Genomic DNA, 15,636 nt, shown 5'->3' with positions numbered 1-15,636 from the left:
ATACCGCACGCCTGCTTTATCTATGACTTATCCGCGCCACTGGCCGCCACTCATCACCCGCTCGATAGCGAACGTCCGGGCATGAATCAGCAGCAGATCCGCATCCTGCCCGACCCCGATACGCCCCTTGCTGCCGAGCCCCAGCGCCTGCGCCGGATTGATCGTCACCGCGGCCAATGTTCTCTCCAGCGACACACCGAGCCGGGTCGCACGCACGCACTGCTGCCACAGGCTGGCAATCTGGCCGCAACGCATCTCGATAAGCCGCCCTTCACCATCAAAGCGCGGCAGGCTGGCATTGGCATCCGAGCTAAAGGTGATGCGTTCGGCAGGCACACCGACGGCCAGCAGCTCGGCCAGCCCATCGGCGGCAAGCCGCTCGCCATCCTCCAGCAGATCAGGAAAGCTCGAGGTAGTGAGGTCGACCCAGCCTCCCGCCTTGCCCCACTCGATGGCCTCGGCAAACAGCCAGGGATTGCGGTTGCAGTGAGTGGGATAGAGCTGGCGCAGCGGGATATCGGTCTCATCGCGCAGCGCCCGCAGGGGCGCCAATGCCCCCTTGCCATCCCCGATATGGAAGAAGCTGACCCCGCTCTTGCCCGCAAGCAACCCGGCCACTCGCGCCTCGCTGGCAAGCCTGGCGAGCTCGTGGTGGGTCGGCGCACTGGATCTGTGATCACTGATGGCCACCTCCCCCACCCCCAATACCTCGGGAATGAGGATGATGTCCGACTCCACCGTGCCGGTCAGAGTCTTCACCGGCAGATGGTAGGAGCCGGTATACATAAAGGCGCTCACCCCGGCGGCGCGAAACTCTCGCACCTTGCCGAGCACCTGCGCGGGAGTGCGGGTCAGGCTGTCGGTACCGAGCGCCGCCACCAGGGTGGTGACACCGGCCTTGAGCGCCTCGCTCGCCGCCAGTTCAGGGGTGCGAAAGGCAAAGCCCCCCTCACCACCACCGCCGGTGATATGGGCCAGCGGATCCACCAGCCCGGGCACCAGATAACTGCCACGACCATCGACCCGATTCAACGGCCAGTTTGCAGGCACCGTCAACCCCTTGCCTATCCAGGCGATACGGCCATCGGCCACCAGCAGATCCTGCTGGCCAAGGTGGGTGGGGCTGAAGATCTCGGCCCCCTCGATCAGGGTCAACATCATGGCTACTCCTTCTCTCAATCCGGTGAAATGTCGCGAGGCAAAACCCAATTTACCCACTATTGGCGGTCCGGTGAAAGCCCTTCCTGCCGATCACGATGTCATGGCAGCCATAGGCAAGGGGAAGCGGATCCGCTAGGCTCAGCGGCACTGTCCCTCTGCGAAGCGACTTTTCCATGAATTTTCTGGCCCATCTCCATCTGGCGGCCCACACCCGAAGCTCCCTCACTGGCAACCTGCTGGGGGATTTTATCAAGGGGCCGCTGCCCACCGCTCTTGCGGCCCACTTCGATGAGGGGATCTGGCTGCACCGCAAGATCGACGCCTTCACCGACAGCCATCCCGAGCACAAGGCGGCCGTCGCCAGCTTCGAGGCCCCCTGGCGCCGCTTTGGCGGGATTGTGGTGGATATGATCTACGACCACTGGCTGAGCCAGCACTGGGGGCAGTTCAGCACCGAGCCCCTGCCCGACTTTTTATCGCAGAGCTACCGCCAACTATTGGCGGATCACCCGCATCTGCCGGATGGACTGCCGCTCCCCCTCAAGCGGATGGCCGAGCAGAACTGGATCGCCGCCTACCGCCACAGGGAGGGGCTGGGGCAAGCGCTTAACGGCATCGGTCGCCGACTGCGCCGCCCAGTACAACTGGGAGAGGCACTGCTGACCCTCGATGAGTCGCAGTGGCAAACATGCGAGGCGGGATTTCTGCGCTTCTATCCCCAGCTGATGGATTTTAGCGAGCAGCAGCTGGCCCAATATCGGGCAGCGCAAGGGGCACAGTGATCCCCCTGAATAGGCCTGTTTCCCCACAAAAAAACGCCCCTTGCGGGGCGTTTGTCATCAGTTGGCTTCATCTTTCTTCTTGCGAATGCTTAAGCCCAGTTCCCGGCCACGCAGCCTGGCGTAATAGATAGTGCCGACAAAGGCGAGGGTGGTGAACAGCAGCTCCACCACCGCCAGCCACCGCTCCCCCTCATCCGTGGTGATCAGAGTAAGGGCGTGCAGGAAATAGGGCATCAACACGAAGTTGCCCCAGGCGTGGGTGTAGGGGTTGCCCTGCACTATCCCCTTGAGCGGGAAGAGCAGCGGCACCGTCCAGATCACCGGCAACAACCAGGGATTGAGATCCGGGTGGGGTGACAGCCACAGATGCCAGAGGATGACCCAGCCCAGCAGGCCGAAGAAGCCGACCAGGGTCAGCAGGCGAGCGAAGCGGGTGCTCACTTGAGGATCCCCAGCACCTGCTCAGGCGGGCGACCAATACGGGCCTGACCATTTTTGATGACGATGGGACGCTCGATCAGCTTGGGATACTGGTGCATGGCGCGAATGAGGGCATCACCGCTGACATCGGCCAATCCCAGCTCTTTGTAGAGATCCTCCTTGGTGCGCATCAGCTGGCGCGGATCGCTAAAACCGAGCAGAGAGAGCAGGTTGCGGATCTCATCTTCGCTCGGGGCCTGCTCCAGATAGAGCACCACATCAGGGGCGATCCCGTGCTGTTCCAGCAGGGCCAGGGTTTCGCGACTCTTGGAGCAGCGCGGATTGTGGTAGATTTGGGTCTCGCTCATGGTAACTCCCTGATTAATCGCAAGATGGGACTAGAAACGGCGCTATTGTAGGGGAAAGTGATGGTCAGGGTAAGCGGCAGTGGAAAGGAATTGAAACGAATTTGTTGGCTGATTGTGGCTGGCCTGCTGGGCGCCTGCACACCCGCCCCCGAATTTACCGATGCCAAAGGGCAGCCGGTAAGCTTGCGCCACTTTGTCGGCAAGCCGCTCCTGGTCAACTACTTTGCCCCCTGGTGTGCCCCCTGCCTGCGGGAGATGCCGCACCTCAACGCGCTGGCAGCGGAGGACGAGATCGCCGTGGTAGCGATCAACTACGACCCGATGACCCCGGCAGAGCTGGGGCAACTGGCAACCCGATATGAGATCAAGGTGCCGCTGCTGATTGCCAATGAGGATGCCAAGCTCCCCTTCCCTCGTCCGGGCGCCCTGCCCACCAGCTATCTGCTCGACAGTGATGGCAAACTCAAGCAAACGCTGATCGGTGAACTGGACCCGTCGAACATCGAAATGCTCAAGACGACCATCAGCCGCATGAGTCACTAACGAGCCGTGCTATCACCGTTACCCACATCAACGTCACCGCCATAAACAACAAGGGCGCACCGTGGTGCGCCCTTGTTGGATTGGTAAATGCCAGCTGTCGTTAGCCCTTGAGGCTGTCGAGATCCTTCTTGGCTCGCTCCAGCTCGGTGATACGCGCCTCCAGACGAGCCAGGGTCATCCGGTCGCTGGTGGTGCCGCGCGCCACGATCAGCTCGTCGATGGCCGCCTGATAATCCCCGCGCAGCGAGAGCATCTCGGCCCGCGCCATATGCAGTTCGGTCATCAGGCCCGCCTTGCGATAGGCATCGGCCAGCAGGTTCCAGGCCAGATTGTTCTCTTCATGCTCGCGGGCATAGGGGTCGAGGATGGCGATGGACTTCTTGTAGTTGCCGCTCTCGAGGTAGGCGTTGCCGAGGTTGACCACCACCACTTCGTTATCCGGCATCCGGCTGCGGAACTTCTCGAGGCGCGCGATGGCCTGGGCGCTGCGCCCCTTGGCCAGATCGATGTCGGTCTGGGCATCGACGATAAAGAGATCTTCCGGATGACGGGCCGCCAGCTCCTGCATCAGGGTGTCAGCCTCGTCGGTACGCTTGAGCTGGATCAACGCCAACGCTTTGCCATAGATGGCCGCATCCTTGAGCGGGTAATCCCCCTTCTGGATCCGGGTATCGAAGTAGCTCAGCAACCCCTGTGGGGTATCGGTGCCAAAACGCACCTGAATACGCACCTTGGCCAGCCAGAAGTCGAGGCTGGGCGGCAAGTCGCGGCGGCCATAACTGCCTGCACGGGCACGGGCCTCGCTGATGCGGGTCTCCGGCAGCGGGTGAGTCAGCAGCATTTCCGGCGGCTTGCTGGCGTAACGATACTCGGCGGCCAGTTTCTGGAAGAAGTTGGCCATCCCCATGGGGTCGAAACCGGCATCATAAAGAGTCTTCATGCCGATGCGATCCGCTTCATATTCGTTGTCGCGGGTGTAGTTGATGGCAGACTGCATGGAGAGGCCCAGCGTAGTCTGCAGCGCAGCGATACCGGCTGTCGGGTTGATCACCGCCAGCGCAATGGAGCCCACCAGACCGGCCAGGGTCACTGCCGAGCTGCTCGCCTGCGCCTCCATGTAACGGGCGATATGGCGCTGGGTCACGTGAGTGATTTCGTGAGCCAGCACCGAGGCCAGCTCGCTCTCGCTGTCGGCGTAGAGGAACAGGCCGGTGTGCACCTTGACCCGCCCGCCGAGGAAGGCGGCCGCGTTGATGGTGGGATCATTGATCAGGAAGAAGGTAAACGGGAAACGCACCCCATCTGCGTTGGTCAGCAGTCGCTGACCCAGATCGTCGATGTACTGGCTCAGCACCGGATCATCGATGATCGGCAGGCCCGCGCGGGCAAAGCGCATAAAGGCATTGCCGTAACGTACCTCCTGCTCGATGGGCAGGGCCGCCACCCCGGCTGTACCGATGTCGGGAAGCTGATTATTGGCCTCGGCATGAAACGTGGCGCCCATCAGGGAAGCCAGCAGGGGAAGCGATGCCATCAGGGGGGAAAAGCGTGCCACGTTATCTCTATCTCCATCAGAAAGGGCCTCGGCAGAATACCCTTGCCCATCAAGGGCTACAAGCGTTGTTTCACGCTCTTATCACGGCCATAATAGCGGCCACCTGCCTGATGGAGTCCCCATGGAAGTTCTCGACCTGACCCCCTGGCGTTGCCCCGAGCCGCTGATCCGGCTCAAGCTCTGGTTGCGGGAGGCCAAAAGCGGTCAAACCGTCACCATCCGGCTGGCCGATGCGGGCTCCCGGCAGGATATTCCGGCCTATCTGCAGCGTCAGGGCCACCATGTCGAGATGCAGCAACAACCGGACAATACCCTCTCTTTGCAGTTGGTTGTCGGGGCGAAACAGCCATCTTGAGCCCCAGTGATGTAAGGATGCAGTCATGTTAGAAGTATTGAAGCGCTGGTATCAGACCCGTTTTTCCGATCCCGATGCCGTTACCCTTTTCCTGTTGCTGGTGTTCTGCTTCACCATCATCTGGCTGTTTGGCGATCTGCTGGCCCCGCTGTTGGTGGCGCTGGTAATGGCCTATCTGCTGGAGTGGCCGGTGGCCCGGCTGCAAAAAGCGGGGCTGTCGCGCACCTTGGCCACCAGCGTCATTCTGATCCTCTTTATTGCAGTGGCGGTGGCCTCCTTGCTGGGTCTTATCCCGACGCTGGTGAGTCAGGGGATCAATCTGGCCAAAGAGGCGCCCGCTATGCTGACTCACGCCCAGGATTATGTGCGCACCCTGCCGGACAAATACCCCGAGCTGATTGATGTCAGTCTGGTGGAGACCGTCATCGACAATATTCGCCAGCGCATTCTCAGTGGCGGCGAGCATCTGGTGAGCGCCTCCCTCAGCTCGCTGGTCAACGTGGTTGCCATCATGATCTACCTCATTCTGGTGCCGTTGATGGTCTTCTTCATGCTCAAGGACAAGCGGGTACTGATGGGCAGCCTGCGCCGTTTCCTGCCGCGCAACCGCACCCTGGTCAACCGGGTGTGGGTCGAGATGAACAACCAGATCATCAACTACATCCGCGGCAAGGTGATCGAGATCCTGATCGTCGGTATCGCCACCTATGTTCCCTTTGCCCTGATGGGGCTGCGCTACTCGGTGCTGCTGGCGGTGGCGGTCGGCTTCTCGGTGCTGATCCCCTATATCGGTGCCGCTGTGGTGACCGTGCCGGTAGCCATGGTGGCATTGTTCCAGTGGGGGCTCACCCCGGAGTTCGCCTGGCTGATGGTGGCCTATCTGGTCATTCAGGCCCTCGATGGCAACCTGCTGGTGCCGGTGCTCTTCTCGGAAGCGGTCAACCTTCATCCGGTGGCCATTATCATCGCCGTGCTGGTGTTTGGCGGCTTGTGGGGATTCTGGGGGGTCTTCTTCGCCATTCCCCTCGCCACCCTGGTCAAGGCGGTGATCAATGCCTGGCCCAAACGGGAAGACAATGCCCATGCCGTCAAATAACCGGCCACTGCGGCCACGCCTTCAGCCACTGACTCCCAGAGAGCGCTTATGACCCTTTCACGTCGCACCACCCTTGGCGGGCTGATGGCCCTGCTGCTTGCCACCGTGACCCCGGCACAGGCCGAGATCGATCTCGGCTCGGTCGATATGCTGGCCAGTGACAGCCCCACCAGCCCGGTGCCACAGGGGCTGGTGGTGGGCGCTACCCTGATCGGGGGGCAGGCCCGCTACGAAGCGCAGGACAACGCCCTCTACGCCATCCCCGGCTTTATCTACTTCGGCGACGACTTGATGTTTCTGGGCGATCGGGCCCGCTACTACTTCCACAAGGATGAGAACGTCGCCCTCTACGGCTATGGCCGGGTGCGTTTTGGCAATCTGGACCCCGAAGACTCGCCCGCCTTCAGCGGCATGGAGCAGCGTGAGTGGCAGCTGGAGGGCGGAATTGGCGGCAACATCGTCACCCCTTACGCCCTGCTGACCATCCGCGCCAACAGTGATGTCACTGGCCGCAGCAAGGGACAGGAGCTGCTGCTGTGGGCCGATTTCCCCATCCTGCGCGACAACCTGCTGATCATGCCCGGCATGGGGCTGATGCTGCGCAGCGACAAGATGGCCAACTACTACTTCGGCGGCATCTCCGAGAGTGAGGCGACCGCCCAGCGGCCCTCCTGGGATACCGGTACCACCCTCTCCCCGATGGCGGCGCTCATCACCAGCTACCGCTTCAGCCCCAACTGGATTGGCATGTTTGCCATGAACTACGAATGGTATGATCGGGACATCAAAAACAGTCCCATCGTCCAGCACGATGGCGAGCTCTATGCAGGCTTTGCGCTGGGTTATATCTGGTAACGCAATGTCAGCTGACAGGCGCATCGATAGGTTTCGGCCCAATCATCAAACGCAACAAGGGAGCCAATGGCTCCCTTGTTTATAACTTGCGTCTGGCTTACAGCGCAGCCAGAAACTCACCGAGCGCCTGATTGACGGATGCGGGGTTCTCCATGGAAGAGATGTGACCGGCCGCCGGGATCTCCTTGAACGGGCAACCCAGTACCTCGGCCATCAGATAGCCCTCCAGCACCGGACGGGCCTTGTCCTCGCAGCCGGTCATCACCAGCGCAGGCACAGTCACCTCTTCCAGCCACTCGATGCGATCTTCTCGGGTCACAAAGCAGCGCCCCACCGCCACCATGGCGGCAATTTTGTCGCTTGGCCAGGCGGCCAGTCGCGCCTTGAAATCCGCCAGCAAGTCGGCATCGGGCTGGTTGGCAAAGAAGATAGGCGCCACTTGTTCGATGATGGGCGCAGGAATGGAACCAAGCTGCTCGATCGCAGCGAGCATGCCAAGGTAGCGTTCGCAGGTGATCTGCGGCTCGAGGCCGACAAAGCTGTCCATCAACACCAGACCCTTGATACGGTTTGGCGCCATGTGCGCCAGCTCCACACCCCACATGCCGCCGATGGAGAGACCCACCAGCACGCACTCCTCAATGCCGAGGGCATCGAGCAATGCCAGATGATCGCGCGCCAGCGTCGCCAGGGTGCAGCCACCGTCGGGGAGCAGGTCGGAATCACCGTGGCCCCACAGCTCGGGGACGATGCAGCGATAGCTGCCCTTGAGCGCGGCGATTTGCGGCGCCCACATGGCGCTGTCCCACAGATAGCTGTGGCCAAACAGCAGCACCGGGCCCTGCCCTTCGTCCAGATAGGCCATCCGGCGGCCCGCTATCTCCATAAAATGCTTCATGTTATCTCCTGTTGCCAGCGATGGGGGGGCAGTGTATCACGTCACCCTTGGCAGGGGACGCCTCCCTGGTGCAAGCTGGAAGTGACTCAAAGAAGTCACTCATGAAAGGATGCCAAAAGGAGAAGTGCATGGCGAAGGAGAAGATCAAGAAGCGGCCGCGGTTGGACAAGAAGTGCTACGAGCACCATCTCGCCCATCTGCAAGAGGAGCTGGTCAAGCTGCAGGAGTGGGTCAAGCAGGAAGGGCTGAAGGTGGTGGTGCTGTTCGAGGGTCGGGATGCCGCCGGTAAGGGGGGCGTCATCAAGGCGATCACCGAGCCGCTCAACCCGCGGGTATGCCGGGTCACGGCGCTGCCCGCCCCCTCGGATCGGGAGCGCTCCCAGTGGTACTTTCAGCGTTATGTAGCCCACCTGCCTGCCGCCGGTGAGATGGTGCTGTTTGACCGCTCCTGGTACAACCGGGCCGGGGTTGAGCGGGTGATGGGATTTTGCAGTGACGCAGAATATCGCGAGTTTCTGCGCGCCTGCCCCGAGTTCGAGCGGATGCTGATCCGCTCCGGCATCACGGTGATCAAATACTGGTTTTCGGTCAGCGATGAGGAGCAGGAGAAGCGCTTTAAAGAGCGGATCAACACCCCCATCAAGCGCTGGAAGTTCAGCCCGATGGACTTGCAATCCCGCTCCCGCTGGGTCGAATACTCCCGCGCCAAGGATGACATGTTCACCTACACCGACACCGAGGATTGCCCCTGGTTCGTGGTGGAAGCAGATGACAAACGCCGTGCCCGCCTCAACTGCATCGCTCATCTGCTGGGCAAGGTGCCTTACGAGGCGATCCACTACGAGCCCATCAAGCTCCCCCCCATCAAGACCGAAGGGTATGAGCGCCCACCGCTGACCAGCCAGACCTTTGTACCCGATATTACCGCCGACCTCGAAGCCTGAGCCCTGTCACCTAGTCTGAATTCTCCCATGGCAGAATTACAGGCAATAAAAAGCCGGTCTGACGACCGGCAAAAAGGCATTGAATAATAAGGAAAACCAGCACAACAAAAAATCAGGTACGGATGTATTTGGCGGTACGGGGGAACGCCTGCTCCTTGGCATCGAACAGGTAGCAGGCCTCGGCCGGGATCCCCACGCTGTAGGTCTGACCGGTCGCCACATCCACATCCGAGGTGGCCTTGACGGTAAAGTCGTGACCATCCACATCCATATAGACGAAGGACTCGGCGCCCAGGTGCTCGGCCACCTGCACGATCCCGCTCACCTTGCTGTGTGCATGGGGGTGATCCAGCGGCATCAGGTGCTCGGGGCGAATACCCAGCTCCACCTTGTCACCCACCGCGCCACTGCGGGCATCGACCCGGGCACGCACGGTATCGCCGGAGGTCAGCTTGACCACGCACTCCTGCTCGCCAATCTCCAGCAACTCGCCCGCCAGGAAGTTCATCTTGGGAGAGCCGATGAAGCCTGCCACGAACTTGTTGTCCGGGTTGTGGTAGAGATCCAGCGGTGAACCGAACTGCTCCAGGTTGGTGGCCGCCTCGCCCTTGAGCGGGCTCAGTACCACTATCTTGTCGGCCAGGGTCATGGCTTCCACCTGATCGTGGGTCACGTAGATGATGGTGGAGTTGAGCTCTTTGTGCAGCTTGGCGATCTCGATCCGCATCTTGACCCGCAGCGCGGCATCCAGGTTGGAGAGCGGTTCGTCAAACAGGAACACCTGCGGCTGCTGCACGATGGAGCGACCGATGGCAACCCGCTGACGCTGACCGCCGGAGAGCGCCTTGGGCTTGCGGTCCAGCAGCGGCTCGAGACCCAGGATCTCGGCGGCGCGCATCACCCGCTTGTGGATGTTCTCTTTATCCATCTTCTTGAGCTTCAAGCCAAAGGCCATGTTCTCGTAGATGTTCATGTGGGGATAGAGGGCGTAGGACTGGAACACCATGCCGACGTTGCGCTCGACTGGCGGCACGTCATTCATGTAACGACCGCCGATGGTCAGCTCACCGCTGGTGATGTCTTCCAGACCCGCGATCATCCGCAGCAGGGTCGATTTACCGCAGCCGGACGGGCCGACGAAGACTATGAACTCCCCTTCCTTGATGGAGAGGTTGATGTTGCGCAGGGTGTCCTTGTGAACAGCCGGATCGTAATTTTTGCGAACGTTGTTGAGTACTACTTCAGCCATGACGAGCTCCGCTCTTGAATCTTTGCAAATCGTGATAGCGGGGGGAGTCTGCTCCCCCGGCCATAAACTTAACCTTTCACGCCACCGGCGGTGAGGCCACCGACTAACCAGCGCTGTGCAAGCAGGAACACCACTGTGATGGGGAAACCGGAGAGCACTGCGGCCGCCGCGAAATCACCCCACAGATAGTTCTGCGGATAGAGGTACTGCTGGGCCCCGACCGCCAGGGTCAGATTGTTCACATCCTGCAACAGGATGGAGGCCATGGGCACCTCGGTAATGGAACCGATAAAGGCCAGAATAAACACTACTGCCAGGATGGGCACCGACAGAGGCAACAGGATCAGACGGAATGCCTGCCACGGGGTCGCACCGTCGATGGCCGCCGCCTCCTCCAGCGAGGAGTCGATGGTCTCGAAGTAGCCCTTGATGGTCCAGACGTGCAGGGCAATACCGCCCATGTACGCCAGGATCAGGCCACCGTGGGTGTTGAGACCCAGCCAGGGGATGTAGTCACCAATCTTGTTAAAGAGCGCGTAGATGGCCACCAGCGCCAGCACCGCCGGGAACATCTGGAAAATCAGCATGCCCTGCAGGATGGTGGACTTGCCACGAAAACGCAGGCGGGCAAAGGCGTAGGCACAGGTGGTGGAGAGCGTCACGATCATCAGGGCAGTGATGCCGGCGATCTTGATGGAGTTCCACAACCAGGTCAGCACCGGGAACGGCGGCGGCGTGATGCTGCCGTCGGCGTTGGTGATGGACATACCCAGCGCCAGCTTCCAGTGATCCAGGGTCGGATTGGAGGGGATGATCTCCCCTACCGCGAAGTTACCGTTACGGAACGAGATGGCGATAACCATGATCAACGGGAAGATGATCAGCGCCAGGAAGCCCCACATGACCAGGTGGGTTGCCCACACCCGGTATTTGACTGATTTGGGTTGTACGATTGCCATGTTGAAGCCTCCTTACAGCTGCTTGTCGGCTTTGGACAATTTCAGGTTGAGCAGCGCCAGCGCACCTACGATGAGGAAGATAGCTGTGGCGATGGCACTGGCCAGACCGTAGTCCTGACCACCCGATCCCTGGAACGCAATCCGGTAGGTGTAGCTCACCAGCAAGTCGGTGGTACCGGCCGGGGTGCTGGCGCCGATGATGTCGGGCGCACCGTTGGTCAACAACTGGATAAGCACGAAGTTGTTGAAGTTGAAGGCGAATGAGGCAATCAACAGCGGTGTCAGCGGCTTCATCAACAGCGGCACGGTGATCTTGAAGAAGTTCTGTACCGGACCGGCACCGTCCATGGCGGACGCTTCATAGAGATCTTCCGGAATCGCTTTAAGCAGGCCCATGCAGAGGATCATCATGTAGGGGTAGCCGAGCCAGGTGTTGACGATCAGGATCATTACCTTGGCCAGGAAGGGGTTGGTATACCAGTCCGGCTTGATACCAAACGCCGCTTCCAGGAACATGTTGATCTCACCGAAGTTCTGGTTGAACAACCCCTTGAACACCAGGATGGAGATAAACGCCGGGATCGCATAGGGCAGGATCAGCATGACCCGATAGAAACCGCGCCCCTTGAGCGACTCCCACTGCACCAGACAGGCCAGCACCATGCCGATAGCCAGGGTGAAGGCAACGGAACAGCTGGAGAAGATCACGGTCCAGATAAAGATCTGCAGGAAGGGTGACTGGATGCCCGGATCGGTGACGATGCGCGCGAAGTTCTTCCAGCCCACGCTGACCACGAAGCCGGGGGCAACGCCCTTGCCGACAAACTGACCCTGTTCGTCGATGTACTGATAGAAGCCGGTGTCACCGTTTGGCAGCATCAGCTGGCCATTCTGGGTATCACGCAGCAGGTTGCTGTCTTTGATCACCACGCCGGACTTGAGCACGGCGCCATCCATCAGACGGGTGTACTGCTGCTTCTGGGCGGCAAACTTGCGCAGGCTGCTCAGGGTCAGGTGGGTACCGCCATCCGGCAGCACCAGATCGAGGTCACTCAGGTGAGTACGATGCTCAACAATGGCGCGGATCGGCGCGGCCTTGCTGGCGGCTTCGCCAGTGAAGGGCTGCAGCTCGACCACTTGCTGGGTGCTCTGCACCCGGCCCTCGCGGGACGCCAGCTCACGAGCCTTGTTGTTCATCAGGGAAACAGGTTGGCTGATAAAGGATTGATCATCCTGTGTCAGCAGCAGCTGGAACTGGCCATTGTCGCCACCCAGCAGGGTAAAATCGAATTCACCGCCCGCCACCTTGTAGGTTTTCTTCAGGTGGTAGTCCCGCGCCTGCTCCACGGAGAGCAAGTTGGACCCCGAATAGTTGGTGAAGGCAATGCCAATGGTGTAGGCAAGAGGGAAGATGATAAACACAACCATGCCCGCAACACCCGGAAAGATGTAGCGATGGGCATAGGTCTTCTTGTTCATGAAGACATACAGACCGACGGAAACCACCACCAGATCCAGCAGCGCGAATACCCACTCGCCACTGGCGTACATCATCACGGCTGCGTAGCCGTTGAGGATGGCGACCAGGGCCGCTATGGTCCACTTAAGCCAGGTGTGCTTATCCTTCGGACCGGCATAGGACTCAACAGAAGGTACTACTTCCATGCCAATTAACCTTTATAACGCCAAGAGAGATTTGAGAGAGTGGGAGGCCATTGCGGCCTCCCGGGTAGTGCGTGCTTACTGAACGATACGCTTGGCAGCGGTATCCAGTGCTTCGTCAACACCCTGACGACCGGAGGTCACGTTCTTGAGGGCAGTTTCGAAGGAAGACCAGAAACGGCTCATCTCGGGAACGGATGGCATCGGCTCGCCAGCCTGGGCGTTCAGCATGGTGGCCTTGATGTGCGGATCGGATTCCAGGGTCTTCTGGAAGGATTTCAGCGCAACGGCACCCAGCGGCTTGTCGGCGTTAACCGGCGCCAGACCGGCATCGGTCAGCAGGTAGTTTTCTAGGAACTCGATGGCCAGATCCTTGTTCGGGCTGGCGGCGTTGATGGTGGCACCCAGCACGCCAACGAAAGCTTTGGCCGGCTTGCCGTTCAGGGTCGGCAGCGGCGCTACGCCATACTTGATGCCGCTCTTGTCCAGGTTGCTCCAGGCCCAGGGACCGTTGATCATCATGGCCACTTCGCCCTTGTTGAACTTGGCGTCCATCACACCGTAGTCGATGCCTTTCTCCAGGTGACCGGACTTGATCATCTCGGAGATGTAGCCCACGCCCATCTTGGCACCTGCGTTGTTCACGCCGGTATCTTTAACGTCATAACCGGTAGCGGTTTTCTTGAAGGCGTAACCACCGTTGGCAGCCACCAGCGGATAGCTGAAGTACGGGGTGTCATAAGCCCACATGATGGCGCGCTTGCCGTTTTTCTTCAGAGTCTCGTCAATCTTGGCGATCTCTTCGAAGGTTTTCGGCGGCTCGGGCAGCAAGTCTTTGTTATAGATCAGGCTGACCGCTTCCATGGCAACCGGGTAGCCATAGGTTTTGCCATCAACAGTCATGGCATCCCATGCCAGCTGTTCAAATTTGCCTTTGGTGGCAGCGTTAGGCGTTACCGGAACCAGCAAACCGGCTTTGACCCACTCACCGTAACGGTCGTGAGCCCAGAAGAAGATGTCAGGGCCGTTGCCAGTGGCGGCGGCTTGCTGGAATTTCACTTCAACCTGATCCGGGTGAGCCACAGTAACCTTGATGCCGGTTTCTGCTTCAAACTTCTTACCCACTTCAGCCAGACCGTTGTATCCCTTGTCACCGTTGATCCAGATGGTCAGCTGGCCTTCATCGATGGCAGCAGTAGCAGAGCAAGCGACGCCAAGAGTGGCCAGGCCGATCAGGGATGACAGCAATTTCTTTTTCATGAGCCTTTCCTTGTATTAGTTCCGCGCTGTAAGAGCATTGTGTGCGAGATGAATATTATCCCAAGCGGCAAACGGCTCACATGACGCAACTCGCATTTTTGAAATGCAATTACGTATTTCCTTCCAGAAAGTTTTGAAAACATTTTCTTATTTCAGGGGGTTAAGGCCATTTATCGGCTTAATTACGGACAACGGCAGAATATTAATTACCAAAATGAAATAAAATTTCACGAATGAAAGGGTTTTCACCTCAATGAAAACCCTTTCAGGTGATTTATTTTGTTTGATTTGTTAACAAAGTACCGCAGCGGTTTCGAGGCATGCCGCGGCGCAATAAAAAAAGAGACCCCGCCGGGGCGGAGTCTCTTTTTGCCAGAAATGACGACTTGATCACACTACTTATCCCACTACGACTGACGCAGCAGCTGATCCTTGAGATTGGGCGGCACGCCCTTGATGGTCAGGGTGTCGGTCTGGGGATCGTAAAAAATGCGGCTGTTCAACAGTTTCTGCTCGAAGCTCAGGGTCAGACCACCACCGGAGCCGACAAACTTGGTCAGGCCGCGCAGGGTAGAGCGATCCGCCGGGAAGCGATCTTCCAGCTCATATTCCTGACCGATAAAACTGTAAAAATCGAGGTCACCGTCGCCGGCATCTTTTGCGGAGAGTTCTGCAGACAGCTCCTTGATTTCGATCTCTTCACCGGCACTCGCCTGTTCGGTGCAATATTTGAAGACCTGCTTTTTGTAATCGTTGCGCTCGGTCGGTTCGAGCTGGCGACTGTCGCAATAATCTTCGACCGCCTGCAGCAAGCCTTTATTTTGCACCTTGGCATCCATGCCCTCACGGGCACCCAGCAGATCCATAAAGAAGTCGCCCAGTTTGCGACCGATGCGTCCCTTGCTGAAGGTGATATAGCGGCGCGAATCCGGTTGGGTTTTCCATTCGGTCAAATCAATGCGGGCCACCAGATTGAGTTTGCCGATATCCAGATACTGGATATGACGCAATTCCAGCGCTTCGCTGACGGTGACGCTCTCCTTGCCCTCCAGCAGGGCAATCAGCAGATAATCGATCCCGACATAGTTGTATTTGGCAAACAGCAGCACCCCTTGCTCATCGAGGGCGTGCTCCACCAGCTGTTTGACCAGCATCTGGGTCACATTGACCGAGAAGGGAACGAATTCGGTCTGCTCACTGAGCAGTTGTTCGAGGGCGATACGAAACGCGGGTGAGGGCTGCTTGGGGGCCTCTTCCCCCTCCGCCAGCTCGGCGACGGCCGTTTCAGGGTCGGCAAAGAAGCCAAAGCCCTTGCCGCCCTTGCCGTTGTAGATCCGATGCAGTTCCGCCATCAGCCCCTGTACCGCCTCGTCGGGAGGCAGGGTCTGGCTGCGGGTATCGGCGTGGGGTTGACCATCGCCGCCCTGGCGCAAGGAGTGAAGAATGATCTTGTCGATATCGAGACTCATGTCACAAAGCCATAGTGTTAGCCGAAAGGGTGAAGTATTATAAGGCGCTTTGAACTGAGA

General features: G+C 59.3%; 16 protein-coding genes. 6 read left to right on the top strand and 10 right to left on the bottom strand.

What is annotated here, in order from left to right:
- Window positions 1–27: 27 nt before the first annotated feature.
- On the bottom strand, window positions 28–1,158 hold the full coding sequence (gene iadA / locus BSP75_RS07200; RefSeq protein ID WP_075112741.1) for a beta-aspartyl-peptidase: 1,131 nt from the start codon (window positions 1,156–1,158) through the stop codon (window positions 28–30).
- 176 nt (window positions 1,159–1,334) lie between these two features.
- On the opposite strand from iadA, the gene BSP75_RS07195 reads away from it, so the two are divergent.
- Window positions 1,335–1,943, top strand: coding sequence for an ACP phosphodiesterase (locus BSP75_RS07195; RefSeq protein WP_075112725.1), 609 nt, complete (start codon window positions 1,335–1,337; stop codon window positions 1,941–1,943).
- Window positions 1,944–2,000: 57 nt separating this feature from the next.
- Here the strand turns inward: BSP75_RS07195 and BSP75_RS07190 are convergent, their stop codons facing one another.
- Entirely contained in the window at window positions 2,001–2,384 is a 384-nt protein-coding gene (locus BSP75_RS07190; RefSeq protein ID WP_075112724.1) for a DUF2069 domain-containing protein, read from the bottom strand.
- Window positions 2,381–2,731 carry an arsenate reductase (glutaredoxin) gene (gene arsC, locus BSP75_RS07185; protein WP_075112723.1) on the bottom strand — a complete coding sequence of 117 codons (351 nt, stop codon included), beginning with the start codon at window positions 2,729–2,731 and terminating at the stop codon, window positions 2,381–2,383. The genes BSP75_RS07190 and arsC overlap by 4 nt, the downstream gene beginning before the upstream one ends.
- A 60-nt stretch (window positions 2,732–2,791) precedes the next feature.
- On the opposite strand from arsC, the gene BSP75_RS07180 reads away from it, so the two are divergent.
- A complete protein-coding gene (locus BSP75_RS07180; RefSeq protein ID WP_075112722.1) occupies window positions 2,792–3,274 on the top strand; it encodes a TlpA disulfide reductase family protein in 483 nt (160 codons plus the stop codon).
- A gap of 100 nt (window positions 3,275–3,374) precedes the next feature.
- On the opposite strand, the gene BSP75_RS07175 is transcribed toward BSP75_RS07180, so the two are convergent.
- Window positions 3,375–4,829 (bottom strand): M48 family metalloprotease, encoded by a 1,455-nt coding sequence (locus tag BSP75_RS07175; RefSeq protein ID WP_362858733.1) that lies wholly within the window; start codon window positions 4,827–4,829, stop codon window positions 3,375–3,377.
- A 121-nt stretch (window positions 4,830–4,950) separates the two neighbouring features.
- Here BSP75_RS07175 and BSP75_RS07170 point away from each other — a divergent pair, with 121 nt between their 5' ends.
- The 3 genes from BSP75_RS07170 to BSP75_RS07160 are packed head-to-tail and all read left to right on the top strand — an operon-like array spanning window position 4,951 to window position 7,135.
- Entirely contained in the window at window positions 4,951–5,184 is a 234-nt protein-coding gene (locus tag BSP75_RS07170; RefSeq protein ID WP_075112720.1) for a sulfurtransferase TusA family protein, read from the top strand.
- A gap of 25 nt (window positions 5,185–5,209) precedes the next feature.
- Window positions 5,210–6,280, top strand: a complete 1,071-nt coding sequence (locus BSP75_RS07165) for an AI-2E family transporter (protein WP_042059293.1) — start codon at window positions 5,210–5,212, stop codon at window positions 6,278–6,280.
- Window positions 6,281–6,328: 48 nt separating this feature from the next.
- The gene (locus tag BSP75_RS07160; RefSeq protein ID WP_075112719.1) at window positions 6,329–7,135 is read left to right on the top strand and encodes a MipA/OmpV family protein; all 807 of its coding nucleotides are present in this window, start codon (window positions 6,329–6,331) and stop codon (window positions 7,133–7,135) included.
- A 97-nt stretch (window positions 7,136–7,232) separates the two neighbouring features.
- Here BSP75_RS07160 and BSP75_RS07155 read toward each other — a convergent pair whose 3' ends face one another.
- Window positions 7,233–8,033, bottom strand: coding sequence for an alpha/beta fold hydrolase (locus BSP75_RS07155; protein WP_075112718.1), 801 nt, complete (start codon window positions 8,031–8,033; stop codon window positions 7,233–7,235).
- 128 nt (window positions 8,034–8,161) lie between these two features.
- Between BSP75_RS07155 and ppk2 the strand changes: the two genes are divergently transcribed.
- Entirely contained in the window at window positions 8,162–8,977 is an 816-nt protein-coding gene (gene ppk2, locus BSP75_RS07150) for a polyphosphate kinase 2 (protein WP_075112717.1), read from the top strand.
- A gap of 112 nt (window positions 8,978–9,089) precedes the next feature.
- Here ppk2 and ugpC read toward each other — a convergent pair whose 3' ends face one another.
- The 5 genes from ugpC to yejK all read right to left on the bottom strand — a co-directional run bounded on the left by ugpC (window position 9,090) and on the right by yejK (window position 15,576).
- Complete coding sequence (gene ugpC / locus BSP75_RS07145) at window positions 9,090–10,226, bottom strand: sn-glycerol-3-phosphate ABC transporter ATP-binding protein UgpC (RefSeq protein ID WP_042658642.1); 1,137 nt, start codon at window positions 10,224–10,226, stop codon at window positions 9,090–9,092.
- A gap of 68 nt (window positions 10,227–10,294) precedes the next feature.
- Window positions 10,295–11,185 carry a maltose ABC transporter permease MalG gene (malG, locus tag BSP75_RS07140; protein WP_005333868.1) on the bottom strand — a complete coding sequence of 297 codons (891 nt, stop codon included), beginning with the start codon at window positions 11,183–11,185 and terminating at the stop codon, window positions 10,295–10,297.
- Between the two features lie 12 nt (window positions 11,186–11,197).
- Window positions 11,198–12,850: a maltose ABC transporter permease MalF gene (malF, locus tag BSP75_RS07135; RefSeq protein ID WP_075112716.1), complete on the bottom strand. Its 1,653-nt coding sequence runs from the start codon at window positions 12,848–12,850 to the stop codon at window positions 11,198–11,200.
- A 75-nt stretch (window positions 12,851–12,925) separates the two neighbouring features.
- Window positions 12,926–14,107: a maltose/maltodextrin ABC transporter substrate-binding protein MalE gene (malE, locus tag BSP75_RS07130; protein WP_005333871.1), complete on the bottom strand. Its 1,182-nt coding sequence runs from the start codon at window positions 14,105–14,107 to the stop codon at window positions 12,926–12,928.
- Between the two features lie 407 nt (window positions 14,108–14,514).
- Window positions 14,515–15,576 (bottom strand): nucleoid-associated protein YejK, encoded by a 1,062-nt coding sequence (gene yejK, locus BSP75_RS07125; protein WP_075112715.1) that lies wholly within the window; start codon window positions 15,574–15,576, stop codon window positions 14,515–14,517.
- Window positions 15,577–15,636: the final 60 nt, after the last annotated feature.

Origin of the sequence: Aeromonas sp. YN13HZO-058 (genome assembly GCF_001921245.1) — a bacterium.
GTDB lineage: Bacteria > Pseudomonadota > Gammaproteobacteria > Enterobacterales > Aeromonadaceae > Aeromonas > Aeromonas allosaccharophila.
The sequence above is the reverse complement of the archived record's forward strand: the minus strand, read 5'-3'. Positions and strand labels throughout refer to the sequence as shown.